The sequence below is a fragment of the Corynebacterium sp. HMSC070H05 genome, assembly GCF_001837615.1.
Classification (GTDB): Bacteria; Actinomycetota; Actinomycetes; order Mycobacteriales; family Mycobacteriaceae; genus Corynebacterium; species Corynebacterium coyleae.
In genome coordinates, this window is record NZ_KV833290.1 from 1 (window position 1) to 16359 (window position 16359).

At 63.2% G+C, this 16359-nt stretch carries 16 protein-coding genes, 1 other RNA gene and 1 riboswitch; of the genes, 4 read left to right on the forward strand and 13 right to left on the reverse strand.

Annotated features, from left to right (window positions below):
• Window positions 1–242 precede the first annotated feature (242 nt).
• The 6 genes from HMPREF2617_RS02505 to HMPREF2617_RS02530 all read right to left on the reverse strand — a co-directional run bounded on the left by HMPREF2617_RS02505 (window position 243) and on the right by HMPREF2617_RS02530 (window position 5353).
• The gene (locus HMPREF2617_RS02505) at window positions 243–998 is read right to left on the reverse strand and encodes an iron ABC transporter ATP-binding protein (RefSeq protein WP_070483094.1); all 756 of its coding nucleotides are present in this window, start codon (window positions 996–998) and stop codon (window positions 243–245) included.
• A complete protein-coding gene (locus HMPREF2617_RS02510) occupies window positions 995–1996 on the reverse strand; it encodes an iron chelate uptake ABC transporter family permease subunit (RefSeq protein ID WP_070816650.1) in 1002 nt (333 codons plus the stop codon). Before HMPREF2617_RS02510 ends, HMPREF2617_RS02505 begins: the two co-directional genes overlap by 4 nt.
• Entirely contained in the window at window positions 1989–2966 is a 978-nt protein-coding gene (locus HMPREF2617_RS02515; protein WP_070422556.1) for an ABC transporter permease, read from the reverse strand. The genes HMPREF2617_RS02510 and HMPREF2617_RS02515 overlap by 8 nt, the downstream gene beginning before the upstream one ends.
• Before the next feature lie 7 nt (window positions 2967–2973).
• Window positions 2974–4002, reverse strand: coding sequence for a siderophore ABC transporter substrate-binding protein (locus HMPREF2617_RS02520; protein WP_070839672.1), 1029 nt, complete (start codon window positions 4000–4002; stop codon window positions 2974–2976).
• 186 nt (window positions 4003–4188) lie between these two features.
• Complete coding sequence (locus HMPREF2617_RS02525; RefSeq protein WP_168168324.1) at window positions 4189–4746, reverse strand: META domain-containing protein; 558 nt, start codon at window positions 4744–4746, stop codon at window positions 4189–4191.
• A 52-nt stretch (window positions 4747–4798) separates the two neighbouring features.
• Window positions 4799–5353 (reverse strand): META domain-containing protein, encoded by a 555-nt coding sequence (locus HMPREF2617_RS02530; protein ID WP_070839678.1) that lies wholly within the window; start codon window positions 5351–5353, stop codon window positions 4799–4801.
• A 155-nt stretch (window positions 5354–5508) separates the two neighbouring features.
• Between HMPREF2617_RS02530 and HMPREF2617_RS02535 the strand changes: the two genes are divergently transcribed.
• On the forward strand, window positions 5509–6576 hold the full coding sequence (locus tag HMPREF2617_RS02535; protein WP_070839681.1) for an LLM class flavin-dependent oxidoreductase: 1068 nt from the start codon (window positions 5509–5511) through the stop codon (window positions 6574–6576).
• Window positions 6577–6805: 229 nt separating this feature from the next.
• On the opposite strand, the gene ssrA is transcribed toward HMPREF2617_RS02535, so the two are convergent.
• From ssrA to prfB, 6 genes are all read right to left on the reverse strand, one after another.
• Window positions 6806–7195: a transfer-messenger RNA gene (ssrA, locus tag HMPREF2617_RS02540) on the reverse strand.
• A 181-nt stretch (window positions 7196–7376) separates the two neighbouring features.
• On the reverse strand, window positions 7377–8027 hold the full coding sequence (locus HMPREF2617_RS02545) for an SDR family oxidoreductase (RefSeq protein WP_070839684.1): 651 nt from the start codon (window positions 8025–8027) through the stop codon (window positions 7377–7379).
• 23 nt (window positions 8028–8050) lie between these two features.
• Window positions 8051–8548, reverse strand: a complete 498-nt coding sequence (smpB, locus tag HMPREF2617_RS02550) for an SsrA-binding protein SmpB (protein WP_070452075.1) — start codon at window positions 8546–8548, stop codon at window positions 8051–8053.
• 15 nt (window positions 8549–8563) lie between these two features.
• A complete protein-coding gene (gene ftsX / locus HMPREF2617_RS02555; RefSeq protein WP_070839687.1) occupies window positions 8564–9466 on the reverse strand; it encodes a permease-like cell division protein FtsX in 903 nt (300 codons plus the stop codon).
• 2 nt (window positions 9467–9468) lie between these two features.
• Window positions 9469–10161, reverse strand: coding sequence for a cell division ATP-binding protein FtsE (ftsE, locus tag HMPREF2617_RS02560; RefSeq protein ID WP_070839690.1), 693 nt, complete (start codon window positions 10159–10161; stop codon window positions 9469–9471).
• A gap of 17 nt (window positions 10162–10178) precedes the next feature.
• Window positions 10179–11288 carry a peptide chain release factor 2 gene (prfB, locus tag HMPREF2617_RS02565; RefSeq protein ID WP_070422547.1) on the reverse strand — a complete coding sequence of 370 codons (1110 nt, stop codon included), beginning with the start codon at window positions 11286–11288 and terminating at the stop codon, window positions 10179–10181.
• Between the two features lie 57 nt (window positions 11289–11345).
• Window positions 11346–11457, forward strand: a riboswitch (TPP riboswitch).
• Between prfB and thiC the strand changes: the two genes are divergently transcribed.
• The gene (gene thiC, locus HMPREF2617_RS02570) at window positions 11455–13284 is read left to right on the forward strand and encodes a phosphomethylpyrimidine synthase ThiC (protein ID WP_070839716.1); all 1830 of its coding nucleotides are present in this window, start codon (window positions 11455–11457) and stop codon (window positions 13282–13284) included. (Overlaps the previous riboswitch by 3 nt.)
• Window positions 13285–13291: 7 nt before the next feature.
• Window positions 13292–14086, forward strand: a complete 795-nt coding sequence (locus tag HMPREF2617_RS02575; RefSeq protein WP_246821680.1) for an inositol monophosphatase family protein — start codon at window positions 13292–13294, stop codon at window positions 14084–14086.
• Between the two features lie 40 nt (window positions 14087–14126).
• On the opposite strand, the gene HMPREF2617_RS11995 is transcribed toward HMPREF2617_RS02575, so the two are convergent.
• Window positions 14127–15002 (reverse strand): chymotrypsin family serine protease, encoded by an 876-nt coding sequence (locus tag HMPREF2617_RS11995; protein ID WP_070839696.1) that lies wholly within the window; start codon window positions 15000–15002, stop codon window positions 14127–14129.
• Between the two features lie 132 nt (window positions 15003–15134).
• Here HMPREF2617_RS11995 and HMPREF2617_RS02585 point away from each other — a divergent pair, with 132 nt between their 5' ends.
• Window positions 15135–16349, forward strand: coding sequence for an amidohydrolase (locus tag HMPREF2617_RS02585; protein WP_070839699.1), 1215 nt, complete (start codon window positions 15135–15137; stop codon window positions 16347–16349).
• Window positions 16350–16359 lie beyond the last annotated feature (10 nt).

The following is a 16359-nucleotide window of genomic DNA, read 5'->3' on the forward strand; positions in this document are numbered from 1 at the left end:
AACACCAGCACACCCAACAACCACAACCCTCAAAGGCTACGGCCGTCTAAGCGGCGGAAACAGAGCCTACAACACAACGTAAACCAAAGTCAAACCCAAGTTCAACAACCGTTTACCTTGCACAGCAACCTCATGAAATTAACTCGTTCCCTCTCGCCAGCCCCTCAAGGCCGCTCGAAGCAACGGATGAAGATATAACCACGAACTCACAAACAACACAAATCCGCAGTACAGCGTAGGTTTTAGTGATAACACGCAATAGGTCCATGCGGACCTTCAATAACCTCCACCGGAGTATTGAAGATGGAGCTCAGCAGACTGTCGCGCATGATCTCGTCAACCGCACCAAAGGCGGCAACTTCCCCGTCCTTTACTGCGCAGATGTAATCCGCGTAGCGTGCGGCGAAGTTGATGTCGTGCAGAACGATCACGATGGTTCGGCCAAACTCGCGGGACGCGGAGTGCAGGTGCTTCATCATCTCTACGGAGTGGGAGATGTCGAGGTTGTTCAGGGGCTCGTCGAGAAGCACATAGTTCGTTTCCTGGCTAAGCACCATCGCAACGTAGGCGCGCTGACGCTGACCACCGGAGAGCTGGTCGAGGAAGCGATTCTCCAGCTCGCGCAGGCCGAGGAAGTCGATGTAGCGCGAGACGATCTCTTCATCTTCGGGGGTCAGGCGCCCACCCGAGTACGGGAAGCGGCCGAAGCCGACGAGTTGGCGCACGGTCAGGCGGGTCACAAAGTGGTTTTCCTGACGCAGGATGGACACGACTTTGGCCAGGTCCTTCGAGCGCGCCGAGGTGACGTCCATGCCTGCAACTTCGATGTGACCGGAATCGAGGTCGAGGAGCCTGCCGATCATCGTCAGTAGGGTCGACTTACCTGCACCGTTCGGGCCGACGAGGGCGGTGATGCCGCCTTCGGGGATGTCCAGGGTGACCGGTCCGATGTCAACACTGCTGCTGTAGGCCTTGCGGACTTCTTTGAGTTGAATCACAGGCGTCCCTTTCTCAAAATCACGATTAGGAAGGTCAGGCCACCGACCAGTTCGATGATGATGGAGACCACGCCTTGTGCGTAGAAGATGTGGTTCATCACAAAGTACGCACCCGACAGGATGCAGTATCCGAGCAGCATCGCCATGGGGAAGACGTAGCGGTGGTCGTAGGTATCCGCGGCTTGGTACGCGAGTGTGGCCACGAGGAAGCCGAGGAAGGTCATCGGGCCGACCAGCGCGGTCGATACCGCTATGAGGATGGCCACCAGCACGAGCGTGTAAATCGCGTGCTTTTTATGGTCTACGCCAAGGTTCATCGACACGTCGCGGCCCAGAGACAGGACGTTGAGCGCGCGCGAGTTGAAGATCAGTAGTCCCGCCGCCACGATGACCAGCGGGATTGCCAACGGGTAGTACTCCGGGTCGGCGTTGTTCACGGAGCCAAACAGCCGCGCGGTGAGCACGTCGAACTCGCTGGGTGTGAGCATGCGTTGCATGAACGTGGATACTGCACCCAGTCCCCCGCCGAGCACGATGCCGACCAGCAGCATGGCGTGCATGTCGGGATTGTTGCCGGCGAGCAGCCAGGTGTATAGCACCAGGCTGAGCCCGATCATGAGCACAAGCTGGATGACAAACATCTGCAAGGTGTGGGCGTTAATCAGCCCTGCTGCGCCGAGAAAGTACACGGTTGAGGTGTGGATAGCAACGTAGAGCGATTCGAACCCCATGATGGACGGGGTGAGAATCCTGTTGTTTGTCACCGTTTGAAACGCCACGGTTGCTGTCGCTTGGCACACAGCCACGATTGCCATCGCGATCACCGCGTTCATGCGACGTTGCGCGATCAGCCAGTAGCCGGTGGACCCGAACTCCATCGGGTTGCCGTACGCGAGCAGCCCCGCGGTAAATAGCAGTGCGGCCACCGCAAGCGCGCCGATAATAATCCAGTAGCGCTTTTTGCTTGTCGACGACTGGAACGCCCCGATCTCACGCATTCCGGCTCCGCCTCACAATCATGGCGATAAACACCGCGGCGCCGACAACGCCGAGGATGACGGACACGGGCATTTCGAATGGCGCGATGATCGTGCGGCCGATGAGGTCGCACACCGTTACCACTCCAATGCCGGTAAGGCAGACCCATGGCAGGTTGGAGCGGAGGTCGTCGCCACGCATCATGCTCACAATGTTCGGCACAATCAGCCCCAGAAATGGCAGATTGCCGACGACAACCGTGACCACACCGGCGGCCACTGCGACCAGGCTGGTGCCGACGAGCACGATCCGGTTGTAATTCAGGCCAACGTTGGTGGCCACGTCTTCGCCGAGGCCGGCCACGGTGAGCCGGTCGGCGTAGAAGAACACGGCGATGACCACGAACAGCACGATCCACAGCACCTCGTACTGGCCGGCGATCACACTGGTGAACGAGCCGGCAAACCACACGCCGAGCGATTGCAACAGGTCGGCCTGCAGCGCCCAATAAGTAGAGACTGCGCTGACCACGGCGCCGAGCATGATGCCGACGATCGGCACGATCAGGCTGGAGCGCAGCGTGACCTTGCGCAGGAAGGCGAAAAACACCATCGTGCCCACGAATGCGAAGCCGACGGCGAGCAGCATGCGCGTCATGATCGTGCCGTTTGGAAAGAACACGAACGACGCGAGCAGGCCCAGACCGGCCCATTCTGTGGTGCCGGTGGTGGTCGGCTCGACGAAGCGGTTCTGGGTGAGCATCTGCATGATCAACCCACTCATCGCCATCGCTGCGCCGGCCAACACCAACGCGATGGTGCGCGGGACGCGGGTGGTACGGAACATGGCCCAGCCGTCATCGCTATTCAAAATGTCGTACTGCCCCACCGCAAGCGAGGTCAGCAGCAGTAAAACGACAATGACAACCCCCACCCCAAGCTTCCAATCCAGAAGCTTGGGGCGGGTGGTGGTCGCAGTTGGATGTGTCATTCAGGGGTTACTTTGCAGCCTCGAACTTGTCTGCCAGATCGTTGAGGATCTCGGTGTAGGTGAGGATGGACTCGTTGGTGTAGGTGTCCTTCGGCGCCACGTAGACGTGGTTGTCTTTCACCGCGGTGACGTTCTGCAGCGCAGCGGAGTCGTTGATCACAGACAGCGCCTCCGGGGAATCCTTGGCGGACTTGATCGCTGCATCGCGGTCGAGAGCGAAGATCCAGAACGGGTTCGCGTCAGCGATTGCCTCGACGGAGATGTCATCACCCTTGTGGTCGTTAGAGGCGTTCTCCACCTGAAGCGCCGGAGTGAAGCCGATCAGGTCGAACAGCGGGCCCCACACGCGACCGATGCCCGGTGCGACGTAGCCGATCTCGCCACCAGAAACGTTCACACCCATGACGGTCTGATCCGGGTTGTACGCGTCGCGGGTGCGCTGGACAGCCTCGGTGAACTCCTTGACGGTCTGCTCAGCCTCGGCCTGCTTGCCAAAGATGTCGCCAAGTGCCAAGGTCTGACGGATGAGCTCGCGGTCAAACGGCTCGTCGTCACGCGGCTCGAACTCAACGAGCACGGCGTTCGGGACCAGCTTCTCAATTTCCTCGTCGTACTTACGGAAGCGCTGACCGGAGACAATCACGTCCGGGTCAGCTGCCACGATGGCCTCGAGGTTCGGCTCCTTGTGGTTGCCGATGTTGACGATGTCCTCGTTGTCCGCAATTCCCGGAATCGTGTTCGGGACGAGGTCGCGCGGCGCTGCGACCGGCTTAACACCCCAGGAGTCCAGGAGCTCGAAGGTGCGGTTGTCCAGAGCGACGACGCGCTGCGGGTTGGCCGGCACTTCCTTCTCGCCGTAGTTGTCGGTCACCTTGACGGTGTCACCGTCGGTGGTGGCGGAGGAGGAGGCAGCCTCGGAGGTGGCTACTGCAGAGGTGGTGGTCTCAGCGGCCTGCTCGGAATTGGAGCAAGCGCCGAGGGTCAGCGAGCCTGCGGCTGCGAGGGCGATCAGCGCGGTGCGCGGGAAACGGATCATTGTCGTCCTTCCAGACTTAGGTAAGGGTTACCTGCGCCAGTTTAGGGTACCCATACTTAAAGTCAACCGGCACCCCCGGCTTCCACCCATTTAGACTACAAAACTGTGTTGTAAATGACCGAGGTGGGGTCGTCGCAAAGCAAAAAGCCCCAGGGCGACCTGGAGCTTTGCTGTCTTTCGCGATTGCTAATCGACGACGCGCACCGGCAACTTCACAAACTCAACCGATTGCCCCTGTGCGGCCAGCGCAAGCGTGGACGGATCGACCTGGAACACCGCCGGGCCGGCGCGCAGGATCGTCTTTAGATCATTCGCGGCAACCTCCGCACCCGGAGGGCACGCCATGCGAGTCTCGTTGAGGTCACCGACGCGCAACCTGCCGGTCGTATCCACCTGGTAGGTGGAGTTACCCGTGTTGCAGCCGTCGTTGTAGGTCAGCGTGCCGTCCGGACGGAAATCAACGGTGACCTTGTCGTTGTTCTTGGCGCGCAAGGTGGTGTCCAGCGCGGGCTGGACCTGGTCGTTAGGCAACTGCGTCGCGCCCTCCACAAGCGGAACCATCAGACCAGCGCCAGCGGGCTGCTGCCCCGCCGGGTTAGAAAACAGGGAGGAACTCATCTGGACAAACTGGTCAATGCTGCTCGAGCGCTCCTGCGCGCCAGCCGTGCCGACACCAAGGGTGCCGCCGGCCAGGGCCGCGAGCGCGGTTGCAATGGACAATGTTTTCTGAGTCTTGATACCCATGCCCCACACGGTAGCGGCCGGATTCGCGGGTTCAAGGGGTTTCATGGGATGCCTATGCAACTCCAAGAAACTCAATCATCTTGCCTTGGGCGCCAAGGGCGATGGTGTCGTCGTTAAGTTTGTACACAGCGGGACCCGCTCGCAGGATCGACTTCAGTTCATCGGACTTGTTCATGCGGGTTGGGTCGCAAAGACGCTGGGTCTCAGCGAACGTGCCCACCTTCACCCCACCGCGGGCGTTGACCTTGTAGGTCGCGTTGCCGACGTTGCAGCCGTCGTCGTAATTGAGCCGGCCCTGCGGAGTGAACGTCAGGGTGATCGCGGCATCTTCCTTCGCCTGCAGCGGCTGTGCGAGAGCTTCCTTTGCATCCTTTGCTGCCAGTGGCTTGGCGTCCTTCGGCAGATCCTTCAGCAACATGCCTCCCTTACTGCCCAGCACGGCGCCGGTGTAGGTGTCCCAACCCTTCTGCACCAACTGGTCCAGGTTCGGGTTGGCCGACGAGAGCTGCGCTACCTGTGCGTGCGCGGTGCCAGCACCAATGAAGCCGCCAGCGAGGGCAGCTAGGGCGGTTGCAGCGGACAACGTCTTCGCAGTCTTTAAAATCATGCGCACGACCGTAGCGCCGGGCTGTGGTCGCGCCAAGGGATTTAATAAACCTTTTAAGCTCCTCCAATACAACGTTGAGGCCGTTTTTCGGTTGCGCTGCTCGGCACAGGCTATGATATTTGTTGATATGTCACATAACTGATCTGGAGGACCCCATGAAAGCATTCGGTTTCTTGAGCTTCGGGCACTACGCCTTCGGCGGCCAGCGCGGCCCCTCGGCAGAAAAGGTAGCGAGAATCCACCTCGAGATCGCCAAAGCTGCCGACGAGATCGGCGTCAACAACGCATCCTTCCGCGTCCACCACTTCGTCCCGCAAGCCTCCGCCCCGATGCCGCTGCTCGGTGCAGTTGCAGCCTCCACCGAGCGCATCGAAGTTGGCACCGGCGTGATCGACATGCGCTACGAAAACCCGCTCTACCTCGCCGAAGAAGCCGCCTCCCTCTACCAACTCTCCGGCGGCCGCGTCGCCCTTGGCGTATCCCGCGGCGCCCCCGAGGTCGCCGAGCGCGGCTGGGAAGCATTCGGCTACAAGGACGAAGCGCCGAACGGTGCCGACGTCGCCCGCAACCACCTCGAAACCTTCATGGCCGCCGTCGACGGCCACGGCTTCGCCACCGCCGCGCCCCTCGAGCGCCAGTACCCCAACATGTTCCAGCCCGGCTCCGCCCTGCCGGTCTTCCCCATGGCACCCGAGCTGCGCAAGCACATCTTCTACGGCTCCGGTACCCACGCGTCTGCCGAGCAGACCGCGCGAGACGGCCTGAACCTCATGTCCTCCACCCTGGTCTCCGAGACCACCGCGCAGACACTTGGCGAGATCCAAGTCGACCAAATCAACCGCTACCGCACAGCTTGGAAGGAAGCCGGCCACGACTGGACCCCGCGCGTGTCCGTGTCCCGCTCCATCTTCCCCATCGTCGACGGCGCCGACATGGCACGCTTCGGCATGCAGGCCTCCGGCTCCGACCAGGTCGGCATGCTTCCCGAAGTCGGTGCCTCCACCTTCGGCCGCACCTACGCCGCCGAGCCGGACAAGCTCATCGAGCAGCTCAAGGCCGACCCTGCCGTCATGGCCGCCGACACCCTTCTGCTCACCATCCCGACCGGCATGGGCGTGGACGTAAACGTAAAGATCCTGGAGAACTTTGCCACCCACGTCGCCCCAGCACTCGGTTGGCAGCCGAACACGGAGGGCCCCGTCACCGGCTACGAGATCGTCTAGCTCCCCTTCGGGTGCCGCTAGACGGTCTCGCAGTGGCCTCGACGTTTCCCCAGGTCATATTGGGGACCGTTTTCATTATGGAGCTGATCGTCTGGTTGCCCGCGCGGGGAGCTAGACGATGTCGAGGAACTAGACGATGAGCACCGCAGAGTGAAGGCCGCTCTGGGCGCAAGTTCCCCGACAAATAAAAAGAAACCCCCAGGCCCGTAAGGGTCTGGGGGTCTCTTTCCAGTGGAGCCGCCGGGAATTGAACCCGGGTCCTTCACCACCGCACCAGGGCTTCTCCGTGCGCAGTTCGCACAGAATCTCTGCTCGGCCCTCCGGATCAGGCGAACATGTCCGAATGACGGGCCCAGTCAGTGAAAAATGTCCCTCCCGAGGCCCCACTGACAGGGCCGGAAGGCAAGTCCCCTAAGTCGACGCCAGGTACCGGGTCGGGGACATCCCCGGCCTGACGGACACGCAGGTCGCTGGACCTTTCTAATTAGGCAGCGAGGGCGTAGTCACGCTGAGAGTTCTTCTCTGCGTTTATTAGTTACAGCGACGCTTTCGGTGGTCTCCTGCCTGCACCGGCACGCTTCCCCTGGCTAAGTGATGAAGTCGAAACCAAATCGACCCCTTCAACTACGAAGAAACGTAGGAGAAGAGACGTTACCCGACGCGGCGCACAAGCACAAGGGGCCGAGCGCACCGGAGCCCAAGGAGCCGAGCGCGCCGGAGCACAAGGGGCTGGGCGCGCCGGAGCCTGAGCAACGCCCGCAAGCCCGCCTCAGCCGGCAAGCCCTGCCCCAGCCGGCAACCTACCCCGTGAAGGCTGGCCGGACGCGGAGGAATTCGATGACGGCGTCGGGGCCGGCGTCGACAGCTAGGCGGGCTGCCTTGGCTACTTCGGTGGCGGCCATCTTGGGCAGGCCGTCGTCGCCGGAGAGCATGTCGGTGTCGGTGCGGCCCGGGTGCAGCGAGGTCACACGGACCTTGCCGGCTTCCTCCTGGGCGAGCGAATCAGTAAAGCCGCGCAGCGCGAACTTGGAGGCGCAGTAGGCGGAGTTGTTGGCGATGCCGTGGTAGCCGGCGCCGGAGTTGATGGTGATGATCAGGCCGTTGGATCGTCGTAAAGCAGGAAGCAGCGCGCGGGTAAGCGTCACGGGCGCGTGGAGGTTGACTTCCATCATGTTGCGCCAGGAGGCGTCGCCGACCTCTTCCAGGGAACCGTTTTCCATCACGCCGGCGGCCAGCACGAGGACGTCGAGGTCCTCGATCTTTGAGGCCGCTTCCAAGATGGCTTCGGTGTCCGTCAGGTCCACCTCGAACGGCTCCGCGCTCGGCAGCGCCGAAACAATCTCGGACGCGTCCTGTGACGCGCCCGCGTAAATGTGGTGGTCCTTGCCAAGTTCTTCAGCGATCGCGCGACCGATGCCGCGGGACGCTCCAGTAATCAGTGCCTTTTTCATAGGCCCCCACCGTACTGAAAACGCTACGCCTTGATGCCCTTCAGCTTGCGGCCCAGCTCACGGGTGATTTCGCGGTCCTCGGTGCGTCGCTTGATGGCGCGGCGCTTGTCGTAGTCCTGCTTACCCTGGCCGAGGCCCAACTCGACCTTGGCGCGGCCGTCTTTGAGGTAAAGCGACAGCGGGATGAGGGTGCGGTTGCCGTCGCGGACTTTGCCTTCCAGCGAGTCGATCTCGCGGCGGTGCAGCAGCAGTTTGCGGGTGCGGCGCGGCGGGTGGTTGGTCCAGTGCCCCTTGGAGTATTCGGGGATGTGCATGTTGCGCAGCCAGACTTCGCCGTTGTCGATGGTGGCAAACGCCTCCACCAGCGACACCTTGCCTTCGCGTAGCGCCTTGATCTCGGTGCCTTGCAGGACGATGCCGCACTCCCAGGTGTCCAAGATGGTGTAGTCATGGCGAGCTTTCCGGTTGGTCGCCAGGACGCCGGTGTTGGAAAGCTTCTGCTTTTTGTTCTTCTTGGACATAGGCGCTCGAGTGTACTACTTCCGCACGTAGGAGCGAAGTGCCACCTGGGCTGCGAGGCCGCCGAGCACCATGGCGACGAGCCCGGTCAGTGGCATGACGGCCCACACGGCAGAGTCGGGGACGCGGGCGATGAGTTGGGATGCGTAGAGGTCGCCGAGCAGCGGGTCCACCAGGAACTGCTTGCCGGCCCACACGCCGAAGGTGGCCAGCACCGCGCCGAGCAGCACGGAGATCACGGCCTCGAGCACGAACGGGGCCTGGGTGTACCAGCGCGAGGCGCCGACCATGCGCATGATGCCGATCTGTTCGCGGCGGTTGAACGCAGCCAACTGCACCATGTTCGCGATCAGGAACACGGCAGCCAGCGCCTGTGCTGCGGCGATGACGAAGGCGGCGTTGCGGAAGGTGTTCAGGGTTCCGGCGGCGGAGCGCACGGTGTCGGCCTGGTCGGAAATGACGGTGACCTGCGGCATCTCACGAATCGCGTCGAGCGGTGCCGTGTCAGTCGGGTCCTCCAGGCGCACGTGCAGCGCGGCCGGCAACGCATCCGGGGTGGTTTCGCGCACGAGTTCCGGCTCGGCGTCCTGGAACAGTTCCACAAACCGTTCGTAGGACTGCTCACGGGAGCGGAAGGTGACTTGCTCGACGCGGTCGTCGCCCTGCAGTGTGTCGCGCACCTGCTTGCAGGCGTCGGTGGAGCAGTCCTTGTCGCCCGCGGAGATGTCCTCGTCCAACTCGACCATCACTTCGACGCGGTCGAGGTAGAGCTTCTTCGTATCTGCGGTGGCCTGCGAGATCAAAATGCCCGTGCCGACGAGCGCGAGTGAGAGCGCCGTGGTGATCACCAGCGCGATGGTCATGGTCAGGTTGCGGCCGAGCCCTTTGAAGCCTTCGCGGAAGATGAAATTCCAGTTCATGGTTACTTCCTCACATCCCCGTAGACGCCGTTTTGTTCGTCGCGCACGACCTTGCCCAGTTGCAGTTCGATGACGCGTTTGCGCATGTCATCCACCGCACGCGCGTTGTGCGTGGACATGACCACGGTGGTGCCCATGCGGTTGATGCGCGCAAGCAACGCCATGATTTCGTCGGCGGTGCCTGGGTCGAGGTTGCCCGTGGGCTCGTCGCAAAGCATGAGCTTTGGCTTATCGACGAACGCACGCGCAATCGCAACACGCTGCTGCTCACCACCTGACAACTCGCGCGGCATACGATTCGCCTTCGCGCCGAGGCCGACAAGTTCGAGCGCCTCCGGCACGAGTTTGGCAATGCGGTCCTTCGGCTTGCCGATGACCTCAAGCGCGAACGCCACATTGTCGTACACGTTGAGGCTGGGCAGCAGGCGGAAGTCCTGGAACACGTAGCCGATGGACTGGCGCAGTTTGTTGATCTGCTTGCCAGACAGTGCGTTGACGTGGAAGTCGCCGAAGTAGATGTCGCCGGAGGTGACGTTTTCCTCGCGGATCATCAACTGCAAGAACGACGATTTGCCGGAGCCGGACGCGCCGATCAGGAAGACGAACTCGCCGTCTGGGATCTCCAGGGTGACGTCGTTGAGCGCGGGGCGCGTGGACGTCGGATACGTCTTGGTCACATGGTCGAATCGGATCACGCGACACACCTTACCCGTTACTGGTGTGACTCTTGTTGCTGCTGTGCCATACGCCAGCGGATGCCGGCCTCCAGGAAGCCGTCGATGTCACCGTCGAGCACCTTCTGCGGGTCGCCCACCTCGTAGTCGGTGCGCAGGTCCTTCACCATCTGATACGGGTGCAGAACATAGGAGCGCATCTGGTTGCCCCAGCTGGCGTTACCACCCGCGCCGAGGGCGTCCATCTCCGCCTTTTCCTCCTGGCGCTTCTTCTCCAGAAGCTTGGACTGCAGCACGTTGAGCGCCGACGCCTTGTTCTGAATCTGGGACTTCTCGTTCTGGCAGGTCACCACGATGCCGGTCGGAATGTGGGTGATGCGCACCGCGGAGTCGGTGGTGTTCACGCTCTGTCCGCCCGGGCCAGAGGAACGGTAGACGTCCACGCGGATGTCCGAATCCGGGATGTCGATGTGGTCGGTGTGCTCCACGACGGGCAGCACCTCCACCTCTGCGAACGAAGTCTGGCGACGACCCTGGTTATCAAACGGAGAGATACGCACCAGGCGGTGCGCGCCCTGCTCCACCGACAACTGGCCATAGAGGTAATCGCCGTGCACAACAAACGTGGCGGACTTAATGCCGGCCTCCTCGGCGTAGGAGATGTCGTACACATCCACCTTGTGGCCAGCCTTTTCCGCCCAACGCACGTACATGCGCATGAGCATCTCCGCCCAGTCCGCCGCGTCCACGCCACCGGCGCCAGAGCGGATGTTGACCACGGCCTCGCGCTCGTCGTATTCGCCGGAGAGCATGGTCTGCACCTCAAGCGAATCGATTTGCGCTGCCACGTCCGCCAACTCGTCGTCGGCCATCGAGGGGTCGCCTTCTTCTTCGGCGAGTTCGTACATGACCGGCAGGTCGTCGATACGCGAGCGCAACGACGTGACCTTCTTCAACCGCGACTGCACATTGGAAAGCTCAGTGGTCACCTGCTGTGCGTGCGCCGGATCGTCCCACAGAGACGGGTCGCCGGCTTGGGCCTCGAGTTCGCGGGCGCGCTCGCGGAGCACGTCGAGGTCCATCACCTTCTCGATAGTGGAAAGTGTGGACGAAAGATCCTTAATCCGCGCTTGAGTCTCGGGCTGCATAACCGGGAAGTCTAGCGAACTGCCTGACGCAGCCACCACGACGGGATAGAGTGTGCTGCGACCCCACACGGGCGCCCGAGGCATCGGGCTGAGATCGCGCTACGCCTGCGCGAGCACCGTTCGAACCTGTCTGGTTAGCACCAGCGAAGGAAGTAAGGAGAAGGTCGTGCCTGAAACGCATGCCGATATTTATGCCCAGGAAATCCACCCCAAGCACGCATACGCGCCGATTCTGAAGGACGGGCTGGAGGTTCCGGAAACCGCGATCCACCTGGACGACTCCCCTACCGGCCCCAACGAGCCGTTCAAGATCTACCGCACCCGCGGCCCCTGGGCCGAGCCGGAAGTTGGCCTGCCCAACCTGCGCGGCGAGTGGATCACCGCCCGCGGCGACGTGGAGGAATACGTCGGCCGCGAGCGCAATTTGCTTGACGACGGCCGCGCTGCCGTCCGCCGCGGCTCCGCCAGCGAAGAGTGGCGTGGCGCCTCCCGCAAACCGTTGCGCGCCAAGCCGGGCAAGCGTGTCACCCAGATGGCCTACGCCCGGCGCGGCGAAATCACCCGCGAGATGGAATTCGTGGCGCTGCGTGAACACTGCGACGTAGAGAAGGTCCGCGCGGAGGTTGCCGCCGGCCGCGCGATCATCCCGAACAACGTCAACCACCCGGAAAGCGAGCCGATGATCATCGGCAACGCGTTCCTGACCAAGATCAACGCCAACATCGGTAACTCCGCCGTAACCTCCTCTATCCGCGAAGAGGTAGAGAAACTGCGTTGGGCCACCCGCTGGGGTGCCGACACCGTCATGGATTTATCCACCGGCAACGACATCCACGCCACCCGCGAGTGGATCCTGCGCAACTCCCCCGTGCCCATCGGCACTGTGCCCATCTACCAGGCGCTAGAGAAGGTTGACGGCATCGCCGAGGACCTGACCTGGGAGATCTTCCGTGACACCGTCATCGAACAGTGCGAGCAGGGCGTGGACTACATGACCGTCCACGCCGGCGTGCGCCTGCCTTACGTGTCGCTGACCTCCAAGCGTGTGACCGGCATCGTCTCCCGCGGCGGCTCGATCATGGCCGGCTGGTGCCTCGCCCACCACAAGGAATCCTTCCTGTACGAAAACTTCGACGAGCTCTGTGAGATCTTCTCCCAGTACGACGTCGCATTCTCGCTTGGCGACGGCCTCCGCCCCGGCTCCGTCGCCGACGCCAACGACGCCGCCCAATTCGCCGAACTCAAAACCATCGGCGAACTCTGCCGCCGCGCCTGGGACTTTGACGTCCAGGTCATGATCGAAGGCCCAGGCCACGTGCCCCTCAACATGATCCAGGTGAACAACGAGAAGGAACAAGAATGGTGTGGCGGCGCGCCGTTCTACACCCTCGGCCCCCTGGTCACCGACATCGCCCCTGGCTACGACCACATCACCTCAGCCATCGGCGCCGCCAACATCGCCGCCGGCGGCACCGCCATGCTCTGCTACGTCACCCCGAAGGAACACCTGGGACTTCCCAACCGCGACGACGTGAAAACTGGCGTGATCACCTACAAACTCGCCGCCCACGCCGCCGACGTAGCCAAGGGTCACCCCGGCGCGCGCGACTGGGACGACGCCATGAGCAAGGCACGCTTCGAGTTCCGCTGGCACGACCAGTTCGCCCTCTCCCTCGACCCCGACACCGCGCAGGCCTACCACGACGAAACCCTGCCCGCCGAGCCCGCGAAGACCGCCCACTTCTGCTCCATGTGCGGACCAAAGTTCTGCTCGATGCGCATCAGCCAGGACATTCGCGACGAGTTCGCCGACCAAATCGCAGACCTCGGCATGCCGTCATTCGACTTCTCGGGCGGTGCTGGCGGCGCTGGCGGTGCTGGCGGTGCAGGCCCCGACGCCAAGGCCGGCGAGCGCGAGATGGCTCAGGAGTTCCGCGACTTAGGCTCCAACGTCTACCTCCCCGAGACCCGCGAGGGTGCGCCGACTGCGCCATAATGGCGGCGTGACTGAAGCATTTATCAACGCACACCGTTCCTCCTCCGACGCCGAACTGGCCGCCGCGCTTGTCCAACACGCCGGCGGCCTTGCCCTTCGCATGCGCGCCGAGGGCCTGGGCACGGAGTTCAAAACCTCCGTGTCTGACGTGGTCACGGAGGCGGATCGTGCCGCGGAGCGTTTCGTCGCCAGCGCGCTCGAGGCGCTTCGCCCCAACGACGGCGTCATCGGCGAGGAGGGCGCCAACCGCCCCTCCCGCACCGGCCGCACTTGGGTGATCGACCCCGTCGATGGCACCTACAACTTCTCGCAAGGCTCCGACTACTTCTGTTCGGCGCTCGCTCTTATCGACGACTCCACGTCCCCCACCCCAACCATCTCCGCCATCCACCGCCCCGCCCTGGACACGACCTGGGTCGCCGCCGACGGCGAGGCCACCCGCAACGGCGTTGCCCTGCCCGCCCTTGCCGACGCCCCGCTCGCCGAAAGCGCGGTGGTGACCTACCTCCACCCCACCTTTATGTCGGATGCTGCCGTTCGCGAACCTTGGCTGCGCGTGGTTTCGGAGGCCGCCACGATCCGCATGCTCGGCGCCGGCTCCGTCGACCTTGCCAATATCGCCGCAGGTCAGATGGGTGCGTGGATGCAGCACTCCGTCCCCGACTGGGATTGGCTGCCCGGCAAGGCGCTCGTTGAGGCCGTCGGTGGTCGCTGCGTCAAGGTCGACGCCGGCGGCGTGACCTGGTGCGTGGCGGGCAACCCCCAGGTGGTCGACGAGGTCGCCGTCCGCCTCTGCGCCTAGCGGTCTTTCCCGGCGGACCCGCGCCCCGAGCCCACGAGATCTACGGGAGCCGGAACCCGCCCTTCACGGACGGCAGGACGGAGTCGAGGCGCGCTGATGCGGTCGGCGCGTGGATCGGGCCTTGCAGCGGGCTGTGGCACGCGATGTCGAATGGTGCGCGCCAGGTGCCGCCGTTGACCATGGCGATGACGCGGTCGCCGACCATGAGTGGGGCGCCGGAGTCGCCTTGCATGGCGCAGACGTGGTTGACGTTGTGGGTGTCCCAGTCGGTGAAGGTGGGTGCGCAGGTGTAGCCGGAGGCGACGCCTTTCTTGCACACGGTGCCGCCGGGGCGGACGGGGGCGCCGCCGACGTGGTTGGCGGTGATGCCGTCGTAGGTGCGGGTGACTTCGGTGTTTTTGTCCAGGGTGATCACGGCGAAGTCTTTTTGTTTGTCTACTTGGGTGATTGTGCCGGTGGTGCCGAGTTGGGGTGCGTCGGCGGATTTGACCTTGTCGCCGACGTTGCCGCAGTGGCCGGCGGTGAGGGCGACTTTTTGGCCGCGGTCGTTGTAGCCGGCGACGGTGGCGGTGCACATGAACTCGGAGCCGGGCGTGTTGCCGACGTAGAGCGGGGTGCCGGGTCCGTAGAGGGCGTTGCCGCGGGCGCGGGCTTGGTCGGCTTCGGCGGGGACGCGTGGTGCGTCGTGGAAGGATCCGGGGACGCGGTGGAGGACGCGGTCGGCTCCGGGTTTGCCGGCGAGGGCTTTGGAGATGATGTCGGTGCGCCAGAAGTAGTTGGGGTCGGCGGTGTCGACGGGCGCTGCGTTTTGTGCCATCGCGGGCGCGGCACCTGCGCTAAGAGCAGGCGTGACGACGAGCGCGAGGGCGGAGACGGCGGCAGCGACAATGGTGCGGGCCGATGGGAGGCGGCGCATACTTATCCCCTATCAGTGTTTCGAAGGCGCGTGAAGACAACTTTTGCCACAGTAATCACTTGGGCAACATTGGCACCATTCAACCATACGAAGACCCACCCGGGGGTGCTTTAGGGCACGTAAGGTAGGCCCATGGCTGACTTACCGAAACTCACTGGACGCCTCGCTGGTTTCGAGGACACGATCGACAAGACACGCGACAAGCGCGAAGACCTTTACAAGTGGTTCCACCGGAACCCGGAGCTGTCGATGCAGGAGTTTGCTACCTCGCAACGCATTGAGGAGCTACTCACCGCGATCGGTTACACCGTCACGGCGGTGGGCAAGACGGGCAAGGTCGGCGTGCTGGAAAACGGCGAGGGTCCGGTGGTGTGCTTCCGCGCGGATTTCGATGCCCTGCCGATCAGCGAGGCGACCGGCCTGGAATACTCGGCGGACCCGTCGCTGAACCGGATGCACGCGTGTGGCCACGACATGCACACCACTGCCCTGCTGGGCGCGGCGGAGGCGTTGGCGCAGCACAAGGACCTGTGGTCGGGCACCTTTATCGCCTTGTTCCAGCCGGGCGAGGAGACCGGCGCGGGCGCGGTGGATATGGCGCAGGCGGGGCTTGCGGAGAAGATCGTCAAGCCGGATGTGGTGTTGGGTCAGCATGTGGGCCCGTGGATCGACGATTACGGCGTGGGCGCGCTGTCGGGCCCGGTGTTTTCCACGTGTGTGCAGACCAGGATCACGATTTTCGGCCGCGGCTCGCACGGTTCGATGCCGCAGCATGGCATCGACCCGGTGGTGCTTGCGGCAAAGGTGATCATGAGTCTGCAGACGATCATCTCGCGCAATATCGATCCGCAGGAGATGGGCGTGGTCACGGTCGGCGCGGTCCACGGCGGCGATTCGCCGAATACGATCCCGGATTCGGTGGAGCTCAAGGTCTCCACGCGCGCGTTTACGCAGGAAATTTCGGACAAGCTTAACGACGACATCAAGCGCATCGTCCAAGGAGAATGCGCCATTGCGGGTTGCGATCGGGAGCCCACCTTTGAGGTCATCGGCGGCGCGCCGGTGTTTAGCAACCACGAGGAGCCGACGGAGAAGGTCATGGCGGTGTTCCGCGAGCAGTTTGGTAAGCGCGCGGGCAACTTCGGCCGGTTGTCGGGTTCGGAGGACTTCCCCACCATCGCGGAAGCTTGGGGCGTGCCGTACTTCTACTGGGCGGTAGGCAGCAAGAAGGAAATGGAGGGCGCCCCGGCAAACCACTCGCCGCTGTTCGCGCCGGATCTGGACCCGGTGCTGGATCATTCGACGCGCACGATCTTGGCGGCGGTGTCGCCGTGGCTGATGCCGTAGCGAACATGTC